Origin of the sequence: Rhodococcus sp. SGAir0479, from assembly GCF_005484805.1 — a bacterium.
In the GTDB taxonomy this organism is placed as follows: Bacteria; Actinomycetota; Actinomycetes; order Mycobacteriales; family Mycobacteriaceae; genus Prescottella.
This window is the reverse complement of record NZ_CP039432.1, coordinates 669,463-689,401: the sequence shown is the minus strand read 5'-3', so window position 1 is coordinate 689,401 and position 19,939 is coordinate 669,463. Positions and strand designations below refer to the sequence as shown.

16 protein-coding genes are annotated in these 19,939 nt (G+C 70.2%); 12 read left to right on the top strand and 4 right to left on the bottom strand.

Features of this window, described 5'->3' with window-relative positions; translation table 11 throughout:
• The first annotated feature begins 34 nt into the window (after nucleotides 1–34).
• Both E7742_RS03315 and E7742_RS03310 read left to right on the top strand, forming a co-directional pair.
• A complete protein-coding gene (locus tag E7742_RS03315; protein ID WP_137797634.1) occupies nucleotides 35–3,883 on the top strand; it encodes an ABC transporter ATP-binding protein in 3,849 nt (1,282 codons plus the stop codon).
• A gap of 112 nt (nucleotides 3,884–3,995) precedes the next feature.
• Nucleotides 3,996–7,805, top strand: a complete 3,810-nt coding sequence (locus E7742_RS03310) for a multifunctional oxoglutarate decarboxylase/oxoglutarate dehydrogenase thiamine pyrophosphate-binding subunit/dihydrolipoyllysine-residue succinyltransferase subunit (RefSeq protein WP_137797633.1) — start codon at nucleotides 3,996–3,998, stop codon at nucleotides 7,803–7,805.
• 121 nt (nucleotides 7,806–7,926) lie between these two features.
• Here E7742_RS03310 and E7742_RS03305 read toward each other — a convergent pair whose 3' ends face one another.
• Nucleotides 7,927–8,541: a TetR/AcrR family transcriptional regulator gene (locus E7742_RS03305; protein WP_137797632.1), complete on the bottom strand. Its 615-nt coding sequence runs from the start codon at nucleotides 8,539–8,541 to the stop codon at nucleotides 7,927–7,929.
• A gap of 69 nt (nucleotides 8,542–8,610) precedes the next feature.
• On the opposite strand from E7742_RS03305, the gene E7742_RS03300 reads away from it, so the two are divergent.
• From E7742_RS03300 to E7742_RS03275, 6 genes are all read left to right on the top strand, one after another.
• Nucleotides 8,611–10,212: a flavin-containing monooxygenase gene (locus E7742_RS03300; RefSeq protein WP_137797631.1), complete on the top strand. Its 1,602-nt coding sequence runs from the start codon at nucleotides 8,611–8,613 to the stop codon at nucleotides 10,210–10,212.
• A complete protein-coding gene (locus E7742_RS03295) occupies nucleotides 10,209–11,039 on the top strand; it encodes an SDR family NAD(P)-dependent oxidoreductase (RefSeq protein WP_137797630.1) in 831 nt (276 codons plus the stop codon). Before E7742_RS03300 ends, E7742_RS03295 begins: the two co-directional genes overlap by 4 nt.
• Nucleotides 11,040–11,050: 11 nt before the next feature.
• Nucleotides 11,051–11,974: an alpha/beta hydrolase gene (locus tag E7742_RS03290; RefSeq protein ID WP_137797629.1), complete on the top strand. Its 924-nt coding sequence runs from the start codon at nucleotides 11,051–11,053 to the stop codon at nucleotides 11,972–11,974.
• 89 nt (nucleotides 11,975–12,063) lie between these two features.
• A complete protein-coding gene (locus E7742_RS03285; protein WP_137797628.1) occupies nucleotides 12,064–12,273 on the top strand; it encodes a hypothetical protein in 210 nt (69 codons plus the stop codon).
• A 10-nt stretch (nucleotides 12,274–12,283) separates the two neighbouring features.
• Nucleotides 12,284–12,760, top strand: coding sequence for a hypothetical protein (locus tag E7742_RS03280; protein ID WP_137797627.1), 477 nt, complete (start codon nucleotides 12,284–12,286; stop codon nucleotides 12,758–12,760).
• A 39-nt stretch (nucleotides 12,761–12,799) separates the two neighbouring features.
• Nucleotides 12,800–13,009 (top strand): hypothetical protein, encoded by a 210-nt coding sequence (locus tag E7742_RS03275; RefSeq protein ID WP_137797626.1) that lies wholly within the window; start codon nucleotides 12,800–12,802, stop codon nucleotides 13,007–13,009.
• 10 nt (nucleotides 13,010–13,019) lie between these two features.
• Here the strand turns inward: E7742_RS03275 and E7742_RS03270 are convergent, their stop codons facing one another.
• Nucleotides 13,020–13,934 carry an ABC transporter substrate-binding protein gene (locus E7742_RS03270; protein ID WP_137797625.1) on the bottom strand — a complete coding sequence of 305 codons (915 nt, stop codon included), beginning with the start codon at nucleotides 13,932–13,934 and terminating at the stop codon, nucleotides 13,020–13,022.
• 152 nt (nucleotides 13,935–14,086) lie between these two features.
• On the opposite strand from E7742_RS03270, the gene E7742_RS03265 reads away from it, so the two are divergent.
• From E7742_RS03265 to E7742_RS03250, 4 genes are read left to right on the top strand one after another with little or no spacing between them, the layout of a single operon-like run.
• On the top strand, nucleotides 14,087–15,052 hold the full coding sequence (locus E7742_RS03265) for an ABC transporter substrate-binding protein (protein ID WP_137797624.1): 966 nt from the start codon (nucleotides 14,087–14,089) through the stop codon (nucleotides 15,050–15,052).
• On the top strand, nucleotides 15,049–16,170 hold the full coding sequence (locus tag E7742_RS03260) for an ABC transporter ATP-binding protein (protein ID WP_137797623.1): 1,122 nt from the start codon (nucleotides 15,049–15,051) through the stop codon (nucleotides 16,168–16,170). Before E7742_RS03265 ends, E7742_RS03260 begins: the two co-directional genes overlap by 4 nt.
• 4 nt (nucleotides 16,171–16,174) lie before the next feature.
• Nucleotides 16,175–16,855 (top strand): ABC transporter permease, encoded by a 681-nt coding sequence (locus tag E7742_RS03255; RefSeq protein ID WP_137797622.1) that lies wholly within the window; start codon nucleotides 16,175–16,177, stop codon nucleotides 16,853–16,855.
• Nucleotide 16,856: 1 nt separating this feature from the next.
• Nucleotides 16,857–17,564 (top strand): ABC transporter permease, encoded by a 708-nt coding sequence (locus E7742_RS03250; protein WP_137797621.1) that lies wholly within the window; start codon nucleotides 16,857–16,859, stop codon nucleotides 17,562–17,564.
• Here E7742_RS03250 and E7742_RS03245 read toward each other — a convergent pair.
• Nucleotides 17,527–18,402, bottom strand: coding sequence for an alpha/beta fold hydrolase (locus E7742_RS03245; RefSeq protein ID WP_137797620.1), 876 nt, complete (start codon nucleotides 18,400–18,402; stop codon nucleotides 17,527–17,529). The two genes, E7742_RS03250 and E7742_RS03245, sit on opposite strands and share 38 nt — an antisense overlap.
• A 112-nt stretch (nucleotides 18,403–18,514) precedes the next feature.
• Nucleotides 18,515–19,705, bottom strand: a complete 1,191-nt coding sequence (locus tag E7742_RS03240; protein WP_137801025.1) for an NAD(P)-dependent malic enzyme — start codon at nucleotides 19,703–19,705, stop codon at nucleotides 18,515–18,517.
• Nucleotides 19,706–19,939: the final 234 nt, after the last annotated feature.

Below are 19,939 nucleotides of genomic sequence, written 5' to 3'. Positions count from 1 at the left end.
GGTATGTCGCCCGGCCGGACTACGGTTGATCGCGATGGCTACACAGGACACCGCGACGGCTACCCAGGACACACAGACGGAGGCCGACGGTCGCCCGGGCTGGATCAAGAGGCTCGCGGCGGAGTGCTGGACCCACCGCCGGACGGCGGTGGGAGCACTGGTGGTGACCGTGGTCGCCGCGGTCATCGACATCCTGTTCCCGCTGCTGACCAAGGTCGCGCTCGACGCGGCCTCGGCCGGGGAATCCACGGCCACGCGCGTCATCGCGGGGATCGCGATCGTCATCGCCGTGCTCGCGTGCGTGCGCTTCGGCTGTCAGTACGGGCGCCGGATGCTCGCGGGCCGGCTGTCGCTGGACGTCCAGCACGACCTGCGGCTGGGACTGCTCGGTTCGCTGCAACGTCTCGACGGGCGCGGTCAGGACCAGATCCGCACCGGGCAGGTGGTGTCCCGCTCGATCACCGACCTCCAACTGGTCCAGGGCCTGCTGGCGATGGTCCCGATGTCGGCGGGCGTGGTCCTGCAGTTCGTGCTGGCGCTGGTGATCATGGCGTGGCTCTCGCCCCTGCTCACCGTCGTCGCGCTCGTCGTGGTGCCCGCCGTCGCCCTCGTCGTCTACGCCGTGCGGCCCACGCTGTTCGCGGCCACGTGGTCGGCCCAGCAACGCGCCGCCGACCTGGCCCAACACGTCGAGGAAACCGTCACCGGTGTCCGGGTCGTCAAAGGGTTCGGGCAGGAGTCCCGCGCGGTGGACCAGCTCGAGGGGCTCGGCCGCACGCTCTTCGCCGAACGGATGCGGGCCGCCCGGATCAACACCCGGTTCGCGCCGTCGATGGCCGCGATCCCCCAGCTCGGCCTGGTCGGTGTGGTGGCGCTGGGCGGCTACCTCGCGTTGCACGGTTCCATCACCGTCGGCACGTTCCTGGCGTTCGCGACGTACGTCACGACCATGACGGCCGCCACCCGCACGCTGTCGCAGGTCGTCATCATGGCCCAGCTGTCGCGGGCCGCCGTCGAACGCGTCTACGAGGTGATCGACACCGAACCCGACGTCGCCGATCCCGCGCATCCCACCGACCTGCCCGACGGTCCGCTCGGGGTGGACCTGCGCGACGTCTCGTTCGGGTTCGAGGAGGGCCGCGACGTACTCGACGGTCTCGACCTCACCATCGCCCCCGGCGAATCGGTGGCGGTCGTCGGCCCGGCCGGCTCCGGCAAGACCGCGCTGTCGTTGCTGCTGCCCCGCTTCTACACGCCCGGTGCTGGCTCCGTCGCGCTGACGAACGGCGGACACAGGTACGACGTCACCGAGCTCCGTGCCGAGCAGCTCCGGGAGGCCGTGGGGCTCGTGTTCGACGAGCCGTTCCTGTTCTCGGACACGATCGCCGCGAACATCGCCCTGGGCCGGCCCGACGCCACCGCCGAGGAGATCCGCGCCGCCGCGCGGCTCGCGCAGGCCGACGACTTCGTCGCGGCGCTGCCGGAGGGATACGACACGGTCGTCGGTGAACGCGGACTCACGCTGTCCGGCGGCCAGCGACAGCGCGTGGCCCTGGCGCGGGCGCTGCTGGTCGATCCGCGGGTGCTGGTCCTCGACGACGCCACGTCCGCGGTGGACGCGGGCACCGAGGCCACGATCTTCGAGGCGCTGCGCGACAGCCGCCGCCGCACCACTCTCGTCCTGGCCCACCGTCGTTCCACCCTCACGCTCGCCGACCGCGTCGCCGTTCTCGACGGCGGCCGGATCGTGGACATCGGGACCGTCACCGAACTCGACGCCCGCTGCGCCCTGTTCCGCACCCTGCTCTCGGCGCCGGATCCGCTCGGCACCGAACCCGACGCACCAGCCACCGCACCCGTCGTCGAGCCCACCGAGGCGCAGCTGTGGCCGGCCGTCGCGGGCGACGACGACGAAACCGCGGCCGGCGCGCCCGACCCCGGCCGTCCCGGCGGCGGGGGTGGGCACGGCGGCGGCGGCCACATGGCCGGCGCGCTCGGCGGGGTGGCCGCCACCCCCGAGTTGCGCCGTGCCGTCGAGGCGCTGCCGCCCGCGGACGAGGATCCGCGGACCGATACCGCCGCGATCCGCCGCGACGACTCCGAGTTCCGGCTGGGGCGCCTGCTGCGCCCCGTGCGGTGGCTCCTGGCCGGTGTCGTGCTGTGCCTGGCCCTGGACTCGCTGATCGGCATCACGTTCCCGTCGATCGTGCGGTTCGCGATCGACCACGGGGTGGTCCCGGGCGATGTCGGGCCACTGTGGGCGGCCACCGCGGTGGGCGGCACCCTCGCCCTCGTCGGCTGGCTCGTGGTCGCGATCCTCACGGTGATCACCGCGCGGGCCGGCGAACGGGTGCTGTTCGGGCTGCGCGTGCGCAGCTACGCCCACCTGCAAAGACTCGGCCTCGACTACTACGAGCGGGAGCTGTCCGGACGGATCATGACGCGGATGACCACGGACGTAGACGCGTTGTCGACCTTCATCCAGACCGGGCTGTCGACGGCGGTCGTCGCGCTGCTCACCCTGGTGGGCATCGCGGTCGCGTTGCTGGCCACCGATGCGGCACTCGCGCTGGTGGCGCTGGCCGCGCTCGTGCCGTTGTCGATCGCCACGCTCGTCTTCCGCCGGGTCTCGGGCACCGCGTACAGCGTCTCCCGCGAGCGGATCTCACTGGTCAACGCCGAGTTCCAGGAGAACATCGCCGGCCTGCGAGCCGCCCAGGCCTACCGGCGTGAGGAGTTCGCCGCCCGACGGTTCGCCGAACGCGCGGACAGCTACCGCCGCAGCCGGATGCGGTCGCAGCGCGCCATCTCGGTGTACTTCCCGTTCATCACGTTCCTGTCCGACCTGGCACTGGCCGCGGTCGTCTTCGTCGGGGCGCAGCGCGTCGCGGACGGCGCCACGAGCGCCGGCACCCTGGTCGCGTTCGTGTTGTACCTGGGACTGCTCTTCGGCCCGATCCAACAGCTGTCGCAGGTGTTCGACGGCTACCAGCAGGCGGACGTCGGGCTGCGGCGGATCGCCGATCTGCTCGCGACGCCGAGCTCGATCGAGACGGCCGACCCGGGTGACACCGTCCCGATCGAGGGTCATCTGCGCGGCGAGGTCCGGTTCGACGACGTCGGCTTCCGGTACCGGGGCGCCGACTCCGACGCGCTGCGCGAGATCAACCTGCACGTCCCGGCCGGGACGACGGTCGCGCTCGTGGGGCGCACCGGCGCGGGCAAGTCCACGGTCGTCAAGCTCCTGGCCCGCTTCTACGACCCGACGTCCGGTTCGGTGCGCGTCGACGGTGAGGACCTGCGCCGCTATCCCCTACACCGGTACCGCGGCCGGCTGGGCGTGGTCCCCCAGGAGGCCCACCTGTTCACCGGCACCGTGGCGAGCAACATCGCCTACGGACGTCCGGACGCGTCGCGGGCCGAGATCGAGGCCGCGGCGCGCGCCGTGGGCGCCCTGCCCACCATCGCGGCCCTCTCCGGCGGAATGAACCAGCCGATCGGGGAACGCGGACAGGGCCTGTCCGCCGGCCAGCGGCAGCTGATCGCGCTCGCGCGCGCCGAGATGGTCGACCCCGACCTGATGCTGCTCGACGAGGCGACCGCGACCCTCGATCCGGCCACGGAGCGATTGGTCCTGGAATCGAACCAAATGGTCACTCGGCGGCGGACATCGGTCGTGGTCGCGCACCGGCTGGCGACCGCCGCGCAGGCCGATCTCATCGTGGTCGTCGAGGGCGGCCGGATCGTCGAAACCGGTGCTCACGACGCCCTTCGGCGAGCAGGCGGCCACTACGCGCGACTCTGTGATGCGGCGGCCGGTGAACAGGGGAATAATTCGTCCACGAGAACCGTCATCGATGGAGACCCCATCGCAACAATGTGAGACAGCCGACACGCGACGGACCGGATGCCCGAGCTCGTCGCGCGGAGGCTAGCCTCATGTGTATAGGCGCTCTGATCGGGTACCGAAGAAAGAAACGAGGCGAACACCTGCCGTGAGCAGCAGCTCTACTTCCCAGTTCGGACAGAACCAGTGGTTGGTTGACGAGATGTACCAACGCTTCCAGGATGATCCCTCATCCGTGGACGCCAGTTGGCACGAGTTCCTGACCGATTACTCGCCCGATGCGGCGAATGCGGGCGGAAACGGTGAAGCGCTCAACGGCGCTGGCGACGTCGCCACCAAGAAGGCGAACGGTGCGGCTGGGGCCTCTGCAGCTCCCGCGCCCGCCGCCCCCGCAACCGAGGCATCCGCTCCGGCTCAGGCCCCCAAGGCGGCGACCCCGCCCGCGGCTGCCGAGTCCGCTGCCGCGGCGAAGCCGGCCGCCGCCACCAAGGCCGCTGCCCCCAAGGCCGCTGCCGCACCCAAGCCCGCTGCCTCCAAGCCTGCTGCTGCTCCCAAGGCGGAGACCACCGAAGCGGCCACCCAGGACACCAACCAGGTCCTGCGCGGCGCGGCTGCGACGGTGGCCCGCAACATGTCGGCGTCGCTCTCGATCCCGACCGCGACCAGCGTCCGCGCTGTGCCCGCGAAGTTGATGTTCGACAACCGCATCGTCATCAACAACCACCTCGCCCGGACCCGTGGCGGCAAGATCTCGTTCACCCACATCCTCGGGTACGCGATCGTGCAGGCGGTCAAGTCGTTCCCGAACATGAACCGCCACTTCGCCGAGATCGACGGCAAGCCGAACGTCGTCACCCCGGCGAGCACCAACCTCGGCCTCGCCATCGACCTGCCCGGCAAGAACGGCAGCCGCTCGCTCGTCGTCGCCGCCATCAAGGGCTGCGAATCGATGAACTTCGTGCAGTTCTACAGCGCCTACGAGGACATCGTCCGGCGTGCGCGCGACGGCAAGCTCACAGCCGAGGACTTCTCCGGTGTCACGATCTCGCTGACCAACCCGGGCGGCATCGGCACCGTGCACTCGGTGCCGCGCCTCATGCAGGGTCAGGGCGCCATCATCGGCGCCGGCGCCATGGAGTACCCCGCCGAGTTCCAGGGTGCGAGCGACGAGCGCATCGCCGAGATGGGCGTCGGCAAGCTCATGACGCTGACCTCCACCTACGATCACCGGATCATCCAGGGCGCCGAGTCCGGCGACTTCCTGCGCACGATCCACAACCTGCTGATCAGCGACGAGTTCTACGACGAGATCTTCCACTCGCTGCACATTCCTTACGAGCCGGTCCGCTGGCGCAAGGACGTGCCCGAGGGCGCCGTCGACAAGAACACCCGTGTGCTCGAGCTCATCGCCGCGTACCGCAACCGCGGTCACCTGATGGCCGACACCGACCCGCTGCAGTTCGTCAAGGACAAGTTCCGCAGCCACCCCGACCTCGACGTCACCACCCACGGTCTGACGCTGTGGGACCTCGACCGCGAGTTCAACGTCGGCGGCTTCCACGGCCAGGCGCGGATGAAGCTGCGCGACGTGCTGTCGATCCTGCGGGACGCGTACTGCCGCCACATCGGCGTCGAGTACACCCACATCCTCGAGCCCGAGCAGCAGTCCTGGCTGCAGGAGCGGGTCGAGGCCAAGCACGTCAAGCCGACGGTCGCGCAGCAGAAGTACATCCTGAGCAAGCTCAACGCCGCCGAGGCGTTCGAGACCTTCCTGCAGACCAAGTACGTCGGGCAGAAGCGGTTCTCGCTCGAGGGTGCCGAGTCCGTCATCCCGATGATGGACGCGATCATCGACCAGGCCGCCGAGCACAGCCTCGACGAGGTCGTCATCGGTATGCCGCACCGCGGTCGCCTCAACGTGCTGGCGAACATCGTCGGCAAGCCCTACTCGAAGATCTTCACCGAGTTCGAGGGCAACATGAACCCGGCCGCCGCACACGGCTCCGGCGACGTGAAGTACCACCTGGGCGCCGAGGGCACCTACATCCAAATGTTCGGCGAGAACGACATCAAGGTGTCGCTGACCGCGAACCCGTCGCACCTCGAGGCGGTGGACCCGGTCCTCGAGGGCCTCGTCCGCGCCAAGCAGGACATCCTGGACAAGGGCCAGGACGGCTTCACGGTCATGCCGCTCATGCTCCACGGTGACGCGGCGTTCGCCGGCCAGGGTGTCGTGGCCGAGACCCTGAACCTGGCGCTGCTGCGCGGCTACCGCACCGGTGGCACCGTGCACGTCGTCGTCAACAACCAGGTCGGCTTCACCACCGCCCCGGAGCACTCGCGTTCGTCCGAGTACTGCACCGACGTCGCCAAGATGATCGGCGCGCCGATCTTCCACGTCAACGGCGACGACCCCGAGGCCTGTGTCTGGGTGGCGCAGCTCGCCGTCGACTTCCGTGAGAAGTTCGGCAAGGACGTCATCATCGACCTCATCTGCTACCGCCGTCGCGGTCACAACGAGGGCGACGACCCGTCGATGACGCAGCCGGCGATGTACGACCTGATCGACACCAAGCGCAGCGTCCGCAAGAGCTACACCGAGGCCCTGATCGGCCGCGGCGACATCTCGCTCAAGGAAGCCGAAGACGCCCTGCGTGACTACCAGGGTCAGCTCGAGCGGGTGTTCAACGAGGTCCGTGAGCTCGAGAAGTTCAAACCGGAACCGTCGGAGTCGGTGGAGCTGGACCAGACCCCGCCGGCACGCCTGACCACGGCCGTCGACGCCGCGACGCTCGCCCGCATCGGTGACGCATTCGTCAACGTCCCCGACGGTTTCACGGTGCACCCGCGCGTCAAGCCGGTCATCGAGAAGCGCCGGGAGATGTCCCGCGAGGGTCACATCGACTGGGCCTTCGCCGAGCTCCTCGCGTTCGGTTCGCTCGCCGAACAGGGCGCACTGGTGCGCCTGGCCGGCCAGGACTCGCGCCGCGGCACGTTCACGCAGCGCCACTCGGTGCTCATCGACCGCAAGACCGGCGACGAGTACAACCCCATCGCGGAGCTCGCGGCGGAGGCCGACAACGGCGGCAAGTTCCTGGTGTACGACTCGGCACTGACCGAGTTCGCGGGCCTGGGCTTCGAGTACGGCTACTCGGTCGGCAACCCCGACGCCCTGGTGCTGTGGGAGGCGCAGTTCGGCGACTTCGTCAACGGCGCCCAGACCATCATCGACGAGTTCATCTCGTCCGGTGAGGCCAAGTGGGGCCAGCTGTCCGACGTCGTGCTGCTGCTGCCGCACGGCCACGAGGGCCAGGGCCCGGACCACACGTCCGGCCGCATCGAGCGGTTCCTGCAGCTGTGCGCCGAGGGCTCGATGACGGTCGCGATGCCGTCGACCCCGGCCAGCTACTTCCACCTGCTGCGTCGTCACCACCTCGACGGCATCCGCCGCCCGCTCGTGGTGTTCACGCCCAAGTCGATGCTGCGCAACAAGGCCGCGGTCAGCAACCTCGAGGACTTCACCACCGGCAAGTTCCGTTCGGTGTTCGAGGAGCCCACGTTCGACACCGAGGGCGGCGACCGCTCGAAGGTCAAGCGGGTGCTGCTGACGTCCGGCAAGATCTACTGGGAACTGCTGGCGAAGAAGCAGAAGGAGAACCGCGACGACGTCGCGATCGTCCGGATCGAGCAGCTGTACCCGATCCCGCGTCGCCGCATCGCCGAGACGCTGGACCGCTACCCCAACGTCGGCGAGTTCTTCTGGGTCCAGGAGGAGCCGGCGAACCAGGGTGCATGGCCGTTCCTCGGCCTGGCGCTGCCGGAACTGCTGCCCGAGAAGCTCAGCGGCATCAAGCGTGTCTCGCGTCGCGCGATGTCGGCGCCGTCGTCGGGCTCGAGCAAGGTCCACGCCGTCGAGCAGCAGGAGATCATCGACGCGGCGTTCACGCCCACGAAGTGATCCGCCTGCCCGGCTGAGACATCACAGCGGCCCGTCCACTCGTCACGAGTGGACGGGCCGCTGTCGTGCGTCCGGCAAACCCGCCGGCGCCGCGCCGAGTGCGCGAAACCCGGGGAGCCGGTCAGCCGCCGAGCAGCGCCGCCGCGGCGCCCGCACCGAGGGCGACGGCGGGCAGCGCCGTCACCAGCAGCTCGATCAGTTCGTCGCGCGGGATGTCCGGGGAACGGAGCCACGTGATGGTGGCTTCCTCGACGAACGCGATCCAGCCTCGCACCGACAGCGCGGTCCGCGCGTCGGGGTCGATGCCGAGCGTCGGCAGCTGGTCGATCACCCGGCGGGCCATCTCGCCTCGCGTCTCCTCGAAGACTTCCCGCATGTCGGGGTCCCCACTGGCTGTCCCCCGCAGCAGCGAGACGTACGTGTCGCGATTCTCGGAGACGTAGTCGACGTACGACGCCATCACGTCCCGGAGGATCTCGAGCGGCGCGAGTTCGAGGTCGGGCGCGGTGCGGGCGAGCATTTCCGCACTGGTGTGGCGCACGATGGCGACATGGAAGTCGTGCTTGGACGTGAAGTAGTGGAACAGCAGCCCGCGCGAGACACCGGCCTGATCGGCGATGTCCTCGACCGAGATCTGTTCGAGGGAGCGTTCGGCGAGCATCCTGACGCCCAGGTCGATCAGCTGCGCCCGCCTCTCCGCCGGGCTGAGGCGCGTGCGTTTCACGGCGGCATCCATGCCCCCACCTTACTGAACGGCGGTCAACAACTATTGACTGCCGATCAATAAGGCCCTACGCTCCCTTACATGAGTCTCCCAGTCACAGATACTTCCGCCCGGGCCGCGTCCCCGCGCCAGGTCGACACACTGATCATCGGTAGCGGCTTCGCGGGCCTCGGCGCTGCTATCAAGCTGGTCCAGGAGGGCAAGCACGACTTCCTCGTGCTCGAACGGGGCAACGACGTCGGCGGTACGTGGCGCGACAACACGTACCCCGGGGCCGCGTGCGACGTGCCGTCCCACCTCTACTCGTACTCCTTCGCGCTCAATCCCGAGTGGACGCGCTCGTTCTCGCCGCAGCCGGAGATCCAGAACTACATCTCGTCCGTGGCCCGCAAGTTCGACGTGCTCGACAAGCACGTCTTCGGGTGCGAGGTGGAGTCGGCGCACTGGAACGACGAGAGCGCGCACTGGGAGGTGCGCACCTCGAAGGGCGACTTCGTCGCGAAGGTCGTCGTCGCGGCCGTCGGCGCGCTGTGCGAGCCGTCCCTGCCCGACATCGCGGGCATCGAGGGGTTCGAGGGCGAGATCTTCCACTCCGCACAGTGGAATCACGACGCCACGCTCGACGGTAAGCGGATCGCCGTGATCGGCACCGGCGCCTCCGCCATCCAGATCGTCCCGCAGCTCGCGAAGACCGCCGGCAAGCTCGACGTGTACCAGCGGACCGCGCCGTGGATCCTGCCGCGCGCCGACCGCGAGTACACCAAGGCCGAGCACCTGGCGTTCAAGTACGTGCCGGGCTTCCAGAAGCTTTGCCGCACCGGGATCTACTGGATGCGCGAGACCCAGGTGGTCGGTCTCGCCAAGGCCCCGATCTTCATGAAGCCGCTGCAGTTCGCGGCCGAGCGGCATCTGCGCCGGCAGATCAAGGACCGGGAACTGCGCCGCAAGGTCACCCCGAACTTCCAGATCGGCTGCAAGCGCATGCTGATCTCCAACAACTACTACCCGGCGCTCGCGCAGCCGAACGTCGACGTCGTCACCGACGGCATCGCCGAGGTTCGCAAGAACTCCATCGTCGACCGCAACGGGGTCGAGCGTGAGGTCGATGCGATCGTCGTCGCCACCGGTTTCCACGTCACCGACTCCCCCACGTTCGCCGGCATCTTCGGCAAGGACGGTCGGTCCCTCGCGCAGACGTTCGACGAGGGCGGCCAGCAGGGGTACAAGGGTTCGGCCATCGCGAACTTCCCCAACATGTTCTTCCTGGTCGGCCCCAACACCGGCCTGGGGCACAGCTCGATGGTGTTCATGATCGAGTCGCAGGTGAACTACGTGGTCGACGCGATCAAGGTGATCGAACGCTACGACCTCGCCACGGTCGAGGTCCGCAAGGATGCGCAGGACGCGTACAACCGGGAGCTGCAGTCCAAGCTCTCGAAGAGCGTGTGGAACAACGGCGGTTGCGCCAGCTGGTATCTCGACAAGCACGGCAACAACACCACGCTGTGGCCGGGCTTCACGTTCGAGTTCCGGAACATGACCAAGCAGTTCGACCTGGGCGCCTACCGCAGCGTCGCCGCCGGCGACCTGCCCGCTCCCGCGGTGAGCGCGCAGACCGCCGCGGCCGACTCCGTGGACGCCGAACTGTCCGATCTCGACGACGACAAGGTGGCAGCACAGTGAGCGAGTTCAAGGACAGGGTCTGCGTCATCACCGGCGCCGGTTCGGGCATCGGCCGCGCACTCGCACTCCACCTCGCCGGGCAGGGCGCGAAACTCGCGCTCTCCGACATGGATTCGGCGGGGTTGGCGGAGACCGTCCGCCAGGTGGAGGCGCTGGGCGCGCAGGTCAAGTCCGATCATCTCGACGTCACCCAGCGCGAGGCCGTCCTCGCGTACGCGGACGCGGTGGTGGCCCACTTCGGCAAGGTGAACCAGGTCTACAACAACGCCGGCATCGCCTTCCACGGCGAGGTGGAGCGTTCGGAGTTCAAGGACATCGAGCGCATCGTCGACGTCGACTTCTGGGGCGTCGTCAACGGGACCAAGGCGTTCCTGCCGCACCTGATCGCGTCCGGTGACGGGCATCTCGTGAACGTGTCGAGCCTGTTCGGCCTGCTGTCGATTCCGGGCCAGAGTGCCTACAACGCAGCCAAGTTCGCGGTCCGCGGTTTCACCGAGTCGCTGCGGCAGGAGATGCTCATCGCGAAGCATCCGGTGCAGGTGACGTGCGTGCACCCGGGCGGGATCAAGACCGCGATCGCCCGCAACGCCGCGGTGCCGGACGGCGACGACCAGGTGACGTTCGCGCAGTTCTTCGACAAGCGGCTCGCGCGCACCACCCCCGAGGATGCGGCGAAGACGATCGTGAACGGCGTGCGCAAGAACAAAGCGCGGGTCCTGATCGGCGCGGACGCCAAGTTCCTCGACGCCTGGGTGCGGATCGTCGGCCCGAGCTACCAGCGGGTGGTCGCAACGGTCACCGCCCGCGTCCTGCCCAAGGCGCACTGAAAGGCGTACGCATGAGGTCGATCCAGCTCCCGCTGCCCCTGGTCGCGGCGTCGTTGAAGCCGTTCTACCGGCTGGCGCTCAACGCCAGTCTGCCGTACCGGGTGCAGCGGGCGCTGCTCGACCTGGCCGCACCGATCCAGTGGCTGCCCGACGGAACCGTCACGCACCGAACGACTCTCGCGGGCCGGCCGGCCGAGCGGATCACCGTCGGCGCCACCGATCGGCCGACCGCGGTGCTGTACCTGCACGGCGGCGCGTACACGATCGGATCGCTCGCGACGCACCGATCGCTCGCGGCGCACCTGGCCCGCGAGTCCGCGAGCGTGGTCTACACGCTCGACTATCGTCTCGCGCCCGAGCACCCGTACCCGGCGGGGCTCGAGGACGCGGTCGCCGCGTTCCGGGAACTGGTCGCGGACCACGGATTCTCGGCGGATCGCGTCGCACTGGCCGGTGACTCGGCGGGCGGCGGGCTCGGTCTGGCGACCGCCCGTCGGCTGGTCGACGCCGAGCAGCTGCACCCCGCCGCGCTCGCGCTCATCTCGCCGTGGGTCGACCCGGGATCGAAAGAGGCCCCGTTCGACCGCGACCTGGTCGTCAACTCGCGGTGGGCCCACACGTGCGCGGCGGCGTATCTCGGTGGCGGCGACCCCGCCGACCCGGGATTCGCCCCGCTGTTGGGCGATCTGAGCGGTCTGCCGCCCGCCGCTGTCCATGTGGGCACCGGCGAGTTGCTCTACCCCCAGATCGTCGAGCTGGCCGCGAAACTCGAGACGGCCGGCAACGGCCTGCACTACGTCGAGTACCCGAACCTGTGGCACGTCGCGCACCTGCAGGCGTCCGTACTGGGCGAGGCCGCCGACGCCGTGGCCGACCTGGGCGCCTTCCTGCGTGCATCGTTCCCGTCGACCGCCGACGGACACCTTGCCTCCTGATTTCCCGGTTCGTCCGGGTGTTTGGCACCGCCGCCCCCCGGGTAGTCGAACCGACGCCCGACAGGCGGGCTCGACAGCAGGAGGTACGCATGAGCGACCAGCAGGACGACCGGCACGACAGCCCCGACCTCGACGACGTGATCGACCCCCAGGTGCCCGCACCGAAGGACCGTCGCGAGCACGGCAAGTTCCCCGACCGCGGTGAGGACGACTACCTCGAGAAGCGCACCGAGCAGGAGCGGATCGCTGCCGGCCTCGAGGACTACGACCCCGACGCGGTACCACCCGCCGCCGAGTAGGGAGGCAGCGGTGAATGCGCGCACCACCGCGGCGGGCCTGATCGCCGGCGCGGCCGGGACGACGGCGTTGAACACCATTACCTATCTCGACATGATGCTCCGCGGGCGGCCGGCCAGTACCGTGCCGGACGCGGCCATCGAGAAGCTCGGGGCACTGTTCGGGAACGGCGGCGGCGACGGCGCGGCCCGGGAGTCGCGGCGCACCGCAGCGGGTGCACTGGGCGGGATCCTCACCGGAGTGGTCCTCGGAACCGTCGCCGCACACGTTCGCGCCGCCGGTTTTCGCCCGGCCACGGCGCGCGGCTCGGTGCTCACCGGACTTGCCGCGATGGCCGCGGCCGACGTGCCCGTCGCGGTGCTGGGCATCAGCGATCCCCGCGAGTGGTCAGCGGCGGACTGGATGTCCGACGTGGTGCCGCACCTCGCGTACGGCGCCGCCGTGCAGCGCACCCTTGAACTGCTCGACCCGTCGCCCGCCGGCGGTTGAGACCGAACGTGCCATGACGATGTGAGGAGACAGGCCATCGTGGGAAACTCCGACGAGCACCCGACCGAAACGCCGCAGACGCTGCAGCCTTCGCAGCCGTCGTCGCGGCCGGGTGAGCATCTCGAACGCCTGGTCGACGACTTGGAGAAGAAGGTCGAGAAGGATCGCGAGGACGAGGGAGCCGAAGGCAACGTCGCCGACCGGGAGCGTCAGCCGGTGGTCGACACCGGCGACGAGGCTCCCGACTGATCGACGCCCGTCAGAGGTGCTCGTCGAGCCATTCGTTCGCGGCGTCGGCGGAGGAGATCTCCCCCGCGCGGATCCGGGCGGCCATTCCGGTCAGGTCCGACGTCGTCAGCTGCATGACGACGCTCAGCGCCTTGACGTCGTCCGACGTCAGGGCCTCACCCCGATAGAGCGGCACCACGTTCTGCGCGGTGAATGCATCGTCCTCGTCACCCAGGACGGCCAGCTCGTCCGCGCGGACGGCGGGCGCAGCGGCCGTCGTCCCCCCGACGGCCGCCGTACCGGCCAGCTCGCCGCTCATGGCGGCGGCGTCCGGGACGGGCACGACCGCCGCGAACGTGCAGCCGTACACCGATGCCAGCCGCGACAACGCGTTCCGGTCCTCGGCGAACTCGGGGGTGGAGTAGAGCGTCGACGTCGCGCAGTCGGGCGCGAGGTCGCCGACGGTGCCGGGACCGGAGCTGCCGGCTCGGGCCGCACCCAGCACGAGGGACGACCGGTCGTCGGCGGGAGCGTAGTCGGACACCGCCAGTCCCGGCGGCAGCGACTTGTTGAGCGCCTCGTAGACGTCGTCGGCGGCGGTCACCTCCGCGCCCGGATCGAACCAGTGCAGCAGCCGTCCCGTGTAGTCCGGCACCAGCGCCACCCGGTCGGCGTCGAGCGCGGCCAACCGGTCCGCCCGGTCCCCCAGCCCCAGCAGCAGCTCGGTGCTGCGGCCGTGGGCGTCGAGCGAGCCCGCGTAGAGCCGCGCGACCAGTTCGCTCTCGACCGAGTCGGACGCACCGACGACGACGGGCCCGGCCGAGATCGGCCCGCCGACACTGCTGCTGGTGTCGACGCCGCAGCCGGCCGCCGCCGCGGCGGCGAGCGCGAGAACCGCCCACCGCGGCCCGAACCCGCCCGCACGCCCACTCCTGTTCGGTGACACCGCGACCCTCTCCGCTCGTCCCGTGCATCTGTCGTACCTATCGTTACACTGACTGCGCGCACCATCACGAGCGGTCGACAGATCCGGCTTGCCACCGCGCAGCGTCCGCCCGTGCGGGATCGGCGCCACGCCGGATCCGATGGAAGGACGACATGAACAGTTCCCGGATTCGCCTGCGCCGCCGCCTGGCCCGAGGGGCGGTCGCGGTCGTGGCCCTCTCGCTGACGGCCCTCACGGCGTGCGGCAGCAACGACCCGCTCTCCGGCGATTCCGGCGGCACCGCCGCCGATCCCGACACGATCGTGGTCGGATCGGCGAACTTCCCGGAATCGACCACCGTCGGCTACATCTATGCCGAAGCGCTGCGGGCCAACGGGTTCGACGTCGACACCAAGATGAACATCGGCAGCCGGGAAGTGTACGTCCCGGCCCTGCGCGACGGATCGCTCACGGTGATCCCCGATTACACCGGCAACCTGCTGCAGTACCTGGACCCGGCGGCCACCGCGACGAGTGCCGCCGAGATCGACGCGGCTCTCCCGGCGGCCCTGGCTCCCGACCTGGCGACCACCACCCCGGCGCCCGCCGAGGACAAGGACGCGGTGGTCGTGACCCGCGAGACCGCCGACAAGTGGAATCTGACCTCCATCGCGGATCTGGCGCCGCACTCGGCGGAGGTGAAGTTCGCCGCCCCGGCCGAGTTCCAGGAGCGTCCGGTGGGCCTGCCGGGGCTCGCCGAGCGCTACGGCCTCGACATCGCCGCCGCCAACTTCGTGCCGATCGCTGACGGCGGCGGGCCGGCCACCGTCAAGGCGTTGACGTCGGGACAGGTGACCGCGGCCAACATCTTCACCACCTCGCCCGCGATCGAGGCGAACGACCTGGTGGTCCTGGACGATCCGAAGAACAACTTCCCGGCCCAGAACGTCGTGCCGTTGCTGCGCGCGGCCGCGAAGAACGACAAGCTGTCGCGCGTCCTCGACGCGGTCTCGGCCAAGCTCACCACCGCGGAGCTGGTCGCCCTCAACGACGCCGTCTCGGGGGACAGCAAGACCGAACCCGAGACCGCCGCGAAGCAGTGGGTCGCGCAGCAGGGACTGGACACCCCGCTGTCGTGATCGAGTTCGCCGCGGTCACCAAGCGCTTCCCGGACGGCACGGTCGCGGTCGACGGCCTCGATCTGCGGATCGAGGCAGGCTCGGTGACCGTCTTCGTGGGGCCGTCCGGCTGCGGCAAGACGACCTCCATGCGGATGATCAACCGCATGGAGGTGCCCACCAGCGGCGCCGTGCGTGTCGACGGCCGGGACGTGACCGACGTCGACGCCGTCGAGCTTCGGCGCGGTATCGGCTACGTGATCCAGAGCGGGGGGTTGCTGCCGCACCGCACCGTGCTCGACAACGTCGCAACCGTGCCTGTTCTACAGGGCAAGTCGCGGCGCGCGGCCCGTCGCGACGCGCTCGATGTCCTCGACCGGGTGGGTCTCGATCCCGCGCTCGCCGGACGCTACCCGGCGCAGCTGTCGGGCGGACAGCAACAGCGCGTGGGGGTGGCCCGCGCGCTGGCCGCCGACCCACCCGTCCTGCTGATGGACGAACCGTTCAGCGCCGTCGACCCGGTCGTGCGCGCGGATCTGCAGGACGAGATGTTGCGACTGCAGGCGGAACTGCGCAAGACGATCGTGTTCGTCACCCACGACATCGACGAGGCCGTCCGTCTGGGCGATCGGATCGCGGTGTTCGGCCCGCACGGCCGGCTCCAGCAGGACGACCGGCCCGAGCGGGTACTGCGCTCCCCCGCAACCGACTTCGTCGCGGAGTTCGTCGGCCGGGATCGCGGCTACCGGGGTCTGTCGTTCCGGACGGCCGACGGGCTGCGGCCGCGGGAGGTGCGCCGTGTCCGCGAATCCGAGGTCGCGGCAACGGTTCTCGACCCCGGTGAGTGGGCGCTGATCGTCACCGCCGACGGGCGCCCCCGCGGGTGGATCGACGCGACCGGCGTCGAGAGCGTGCGGGCGGGCCGGGCCGTCGCGGACGCGTCCACACCGGGCGGCACGCTGTTCACGCTCGGCGCCGATCTGCGGCAGGCCCTCGACGCTGCCATCTCCTCGCCGTCCGGGATCGGGGTGGTGGTCGACGGCGACGGACTGCTGGTCGGGGGCGTCGACGCCGCGGACGTGGTGGCGTTGCTCGACGAGCAGCGCCGCGCCCGTACCCGCGTCCCGGACGGGCGGTGACGGCGTGCACTGGCTGGTCGACAACTTCCCGCGGGTACTGGATCTGACCCGCGACCACCTGCAGCTCGCGCTGCTGCCGCTGCTGTTCGGACTGGTCATCGCCCTCCCACTCGGGACGGCCGTGCGCCGCACGCCGTGGCTGCGCCGGATCACCGTGGTGGCCGCCGGTATCGCGTTCACCATCCCGTCGCTGGCACTGTTCGTGACACTGCCCGGGCTGCTGGGTCTCGACATCCTCGGGACGGCGAACGTCGTGACGGCGCTGACCGTCTACTCGACCGCACTCCTCGTACGCGTCGTGCCGGAGGCGCTGGACGCGGTACCCCGCAACGTCGTGGACGCCTCGACCGCCATGGGGTTCACGACGGCGCGCCGCGCGCTGACCGTCGAACTGCCGCTGGCACTGCCCGTGCTCATCGCGAACGTCCGCGTCGTGGCGGTCACCAACATCTCCATGGTGTCCGTCGGGGCCCTGGTCGGGGTCGGCGGGCTGGGCGAGCTGTTCACCGAGGGCTACCAGCGCGACTACCCCGACCAGATCGTGGCGGGCATCATCGCGATCGTCGTGCTCGCGCTCGCGATCGACGGCGCGCTGTATCTCGCGGGACGCCTCCTCACGCCGTGGGAGCGGTCGGGGAGACCCTCCCGCCGGGCCACGCTCGCGCTGTCGGAAGGGCCTGCCTGACATGTTCACCGGCGCGTGGGACTTCATCACCGACCCGGCGAACTGGCCGGGGCCCACCGGGATCGGCACCCGGATCGTCCAGCACCTCTGGTACAGCCTGCTGGCCGTCGCGGGTGCGGCCGTGGTGGCGGTGCCCGCCGGTCTCGCGATCGGGCACTTCCGGCGCGGGCAGATCGTCGTCGTGGGCGTCGTCAACGCGCTGCGGTCGTTGCCGACCCTGGGTGTGCTGACATTGCTGGTGCTGCTGCTCGGGCTGGGGCTGGTGCCGCCGATCCTCGCGCTGGTGCTGCTGGCCGTGCCGCCGCTCCTGGCGGGCACGTACGCGGGGGTCGCGAACGTGGACCGCGCCGTGGTCGACGCCGCGGAGGCGATGGGCATGACTCCCCTGCAGGTGCTGGGTCGCGTCGAGATCCCCAACGCGCTGCCGCTGATCCTCGGCGGTGTGCGTAGTGCCGCGCTGCAGGTGATCGCGACGGCGACGGTGGCCGCGTTCGTCAACCTGGGTGGTCTCGGCCGGTACATCTTCGACGGGCTGGCACTGCACAGCTACGACCGCGTGCTGGTGGGCGCGATCCTCGTCGCGGCCCTGGCGCTGCTGGTGGACGCGATCCTCGCCGCCGCCGTGTGGGCCTGCGCGCCGGGGACCGGCCGACTGCGCCGCCCGGTGACGGTCAGCGCGCCTGAAGGAACCTCAGAATCCGCGCGTTGACCTGGTCGGGCTGCTCGAGCTGGAGGAAGTGACCCGCACCGGGCACGAGGTGTACCTCGCACCCCGGCGGCAGTCCGCGTGCCGCCAACTCGGCCAGAGGCGGGTCGAGGCAGCCGTCCCGTGCGCCGTGAAGGTAGAGCACGGGAGTGCGCGGAAGCCGCATCTCCGCCCCGGCCCACCGCCGGTAGCGCGCCGGTGGGCGCCGCCACGGCTGCGCCAGATCGCGGTAGTAGCCCAGCGCCGCCCGCCGGTGATCCCGGTCGGCGATCGCCGCCCTCACGGCCGGGAGATCGCCGGCGGCGTCGTAGCCGGGTGACCAGTCCGCCCACAACCGCGCCACCAGCCGCTCGGCGTACCGCTCGGGCAGGACCGGAAGCTGGTTGAACAGGATGTACCAGCTGTTGCGCAGTTGTCGCGGCAGCACGCGCAACGCCGCCGCCCTGCGCAGCGCGGCGGACGGCGGCACCGCGAGCGAGGCGACGGCAACGAACGGATTGTCGGGGTGCGCCGCCAGAGCGTTCGCCGTGATCGCGCCCCAGTCGTGCCCCACCAGGACCGCGTCGGTACCGCCGTCCATTCGGGCATGGATCGCGACGGCGTCGTCGACGAGGGCCGCCACGTGCCCGCTGCCGTCGGTGGAAATCCCCGACGGCGCGTAACCGCGCGTGAACGGGGCGACCACCCGCCAACCCGTCTCCGCAAGCGCCGGGCCCAGGAACCGCCACGTGTGGGCGGTGTCGGGGAACCCGTGCAGCAGCACCGCGAGGCGCCCGCTCGGCGGTCCCCACGTCAGTGCCCGGAGTCGGACGGTGTCGAGGTCCAGGGTGATCTCGCGCATGCGCCCCATCGTGACCGAGGGACCGCGGGCCACGCGGATGACTCGCCGCACCGACGCCACGGGGCCCCGTCGCCGACGCGACGGGGCCCCGTGGGGAGTGCAGATCTGGCCGTCAGGCGACGCCCTCGTCCTTGGCGGCCTGTGCGACCGCCGCGGCGACGGCCGGGGCGACGCGCGGGTCGAGCGGGCTCGGGACGATCCTGTCGACCGCGAGCTCGTCGCCGAGCACCGACAGGATCGCGTCCGCCGCCGCGAGCTTCATGCCCTCGGTGATCCGGCGCGCACCCGCGTCCAGCGCGCCCTTGAAGACACCCGGGAACGCCAGCACGTTGTTGATCTGGTTCGGGAAATCGCTGCGCCCGGTCGCGACGATCGCCGCGTACTTGGCCGCGATGTCGGGATGGATCTCCGGGTCCGGATTCGACATCGCGAAGATGATCGCCTCCGGCGCCATCGTCGCGATGATCTCCTCGGGCACCGTGCCGGCGGAGACACCCAGGAACACGTCCGCCCCGTCGAGCGCCTCGACCAGGCCGCCGGAACGGCCGGCCGGATTGGTGCGGGCCGCGAGATCGGCCTTGATCTCGTTCAGGTCCTCGCGGTCGGAGGACACGATGCCCTTCGAATCGAGGACGGTCACGTCCGCGACGCCCGCGGCCAGGAGGATGTTCGCGCACGCGACGCCTGCCGCGCCGGCACCCGAGATGACCACACGCAACGCGGTGATGTCCCGGCTCTGGACCTTCGCCGCGCCCCGCAGCGCGGCCAGCGCGACGATCGCGGTGCCGTGCTGGTCGTCGTGCATGACCGGGCAGTCGAGTGCCTCGATCACGCGGCGCTCGATCTCGAAGCACCGCGGCGCCGAGATGTCCTCGAGGTTCACTGCACCGAAGCTCGGGCGCAGTCGCACCAGCGTCTCGACGATCTCGTCGGGGTCCTTGGTGTCGAGAACCAGCGGAATCGAGTTGAGACCGGCGAAGTTCTTGAACAGCGCCGACTTGCCCTCCATGACCGGCAGGGACGCCCGGGGCCCGATGTCGCCGAGACCGAGGACGGCCGAGCCGTCACTGACCACGACCACCAGCCGGTTGGTCCAGGTGTAACGATCGGCCAGCGTCTCGTCGGCGTGAATCGCGCGGCTGACCTGCGCGACACCGGGGGTGTACGCGATCGACAGCGCACGCTGGGAATCGAGGGGCGCGGTGGTCTCCACCGAGAGCTTGCCACCGATGTGGCCCGCGAAAATCTCCTCGTCGGTAATTTCGACCTTTGGCGTTACGGAAGCTTCAGACACAGGGGACACCATGACACTCCTCTTGAGGCCAGACTCACTCGGGTCCTGGTTACTGAGAAGTAACCGGGGCAGTGCGGTAGATCCGACACGGCTCTTCGACCCAGGATTGATTCGTTTGCAGCTACCGGGGCGCGCGATTTGCTGCACTACTGCCGGAGCGTGATGGCGCCGGGCGGGGTGGGCCCTGGCTCGAAGTTCTGCCACCGTGGTACCTCCTGCGAAGGGCGGTAGCACCCACGCGAG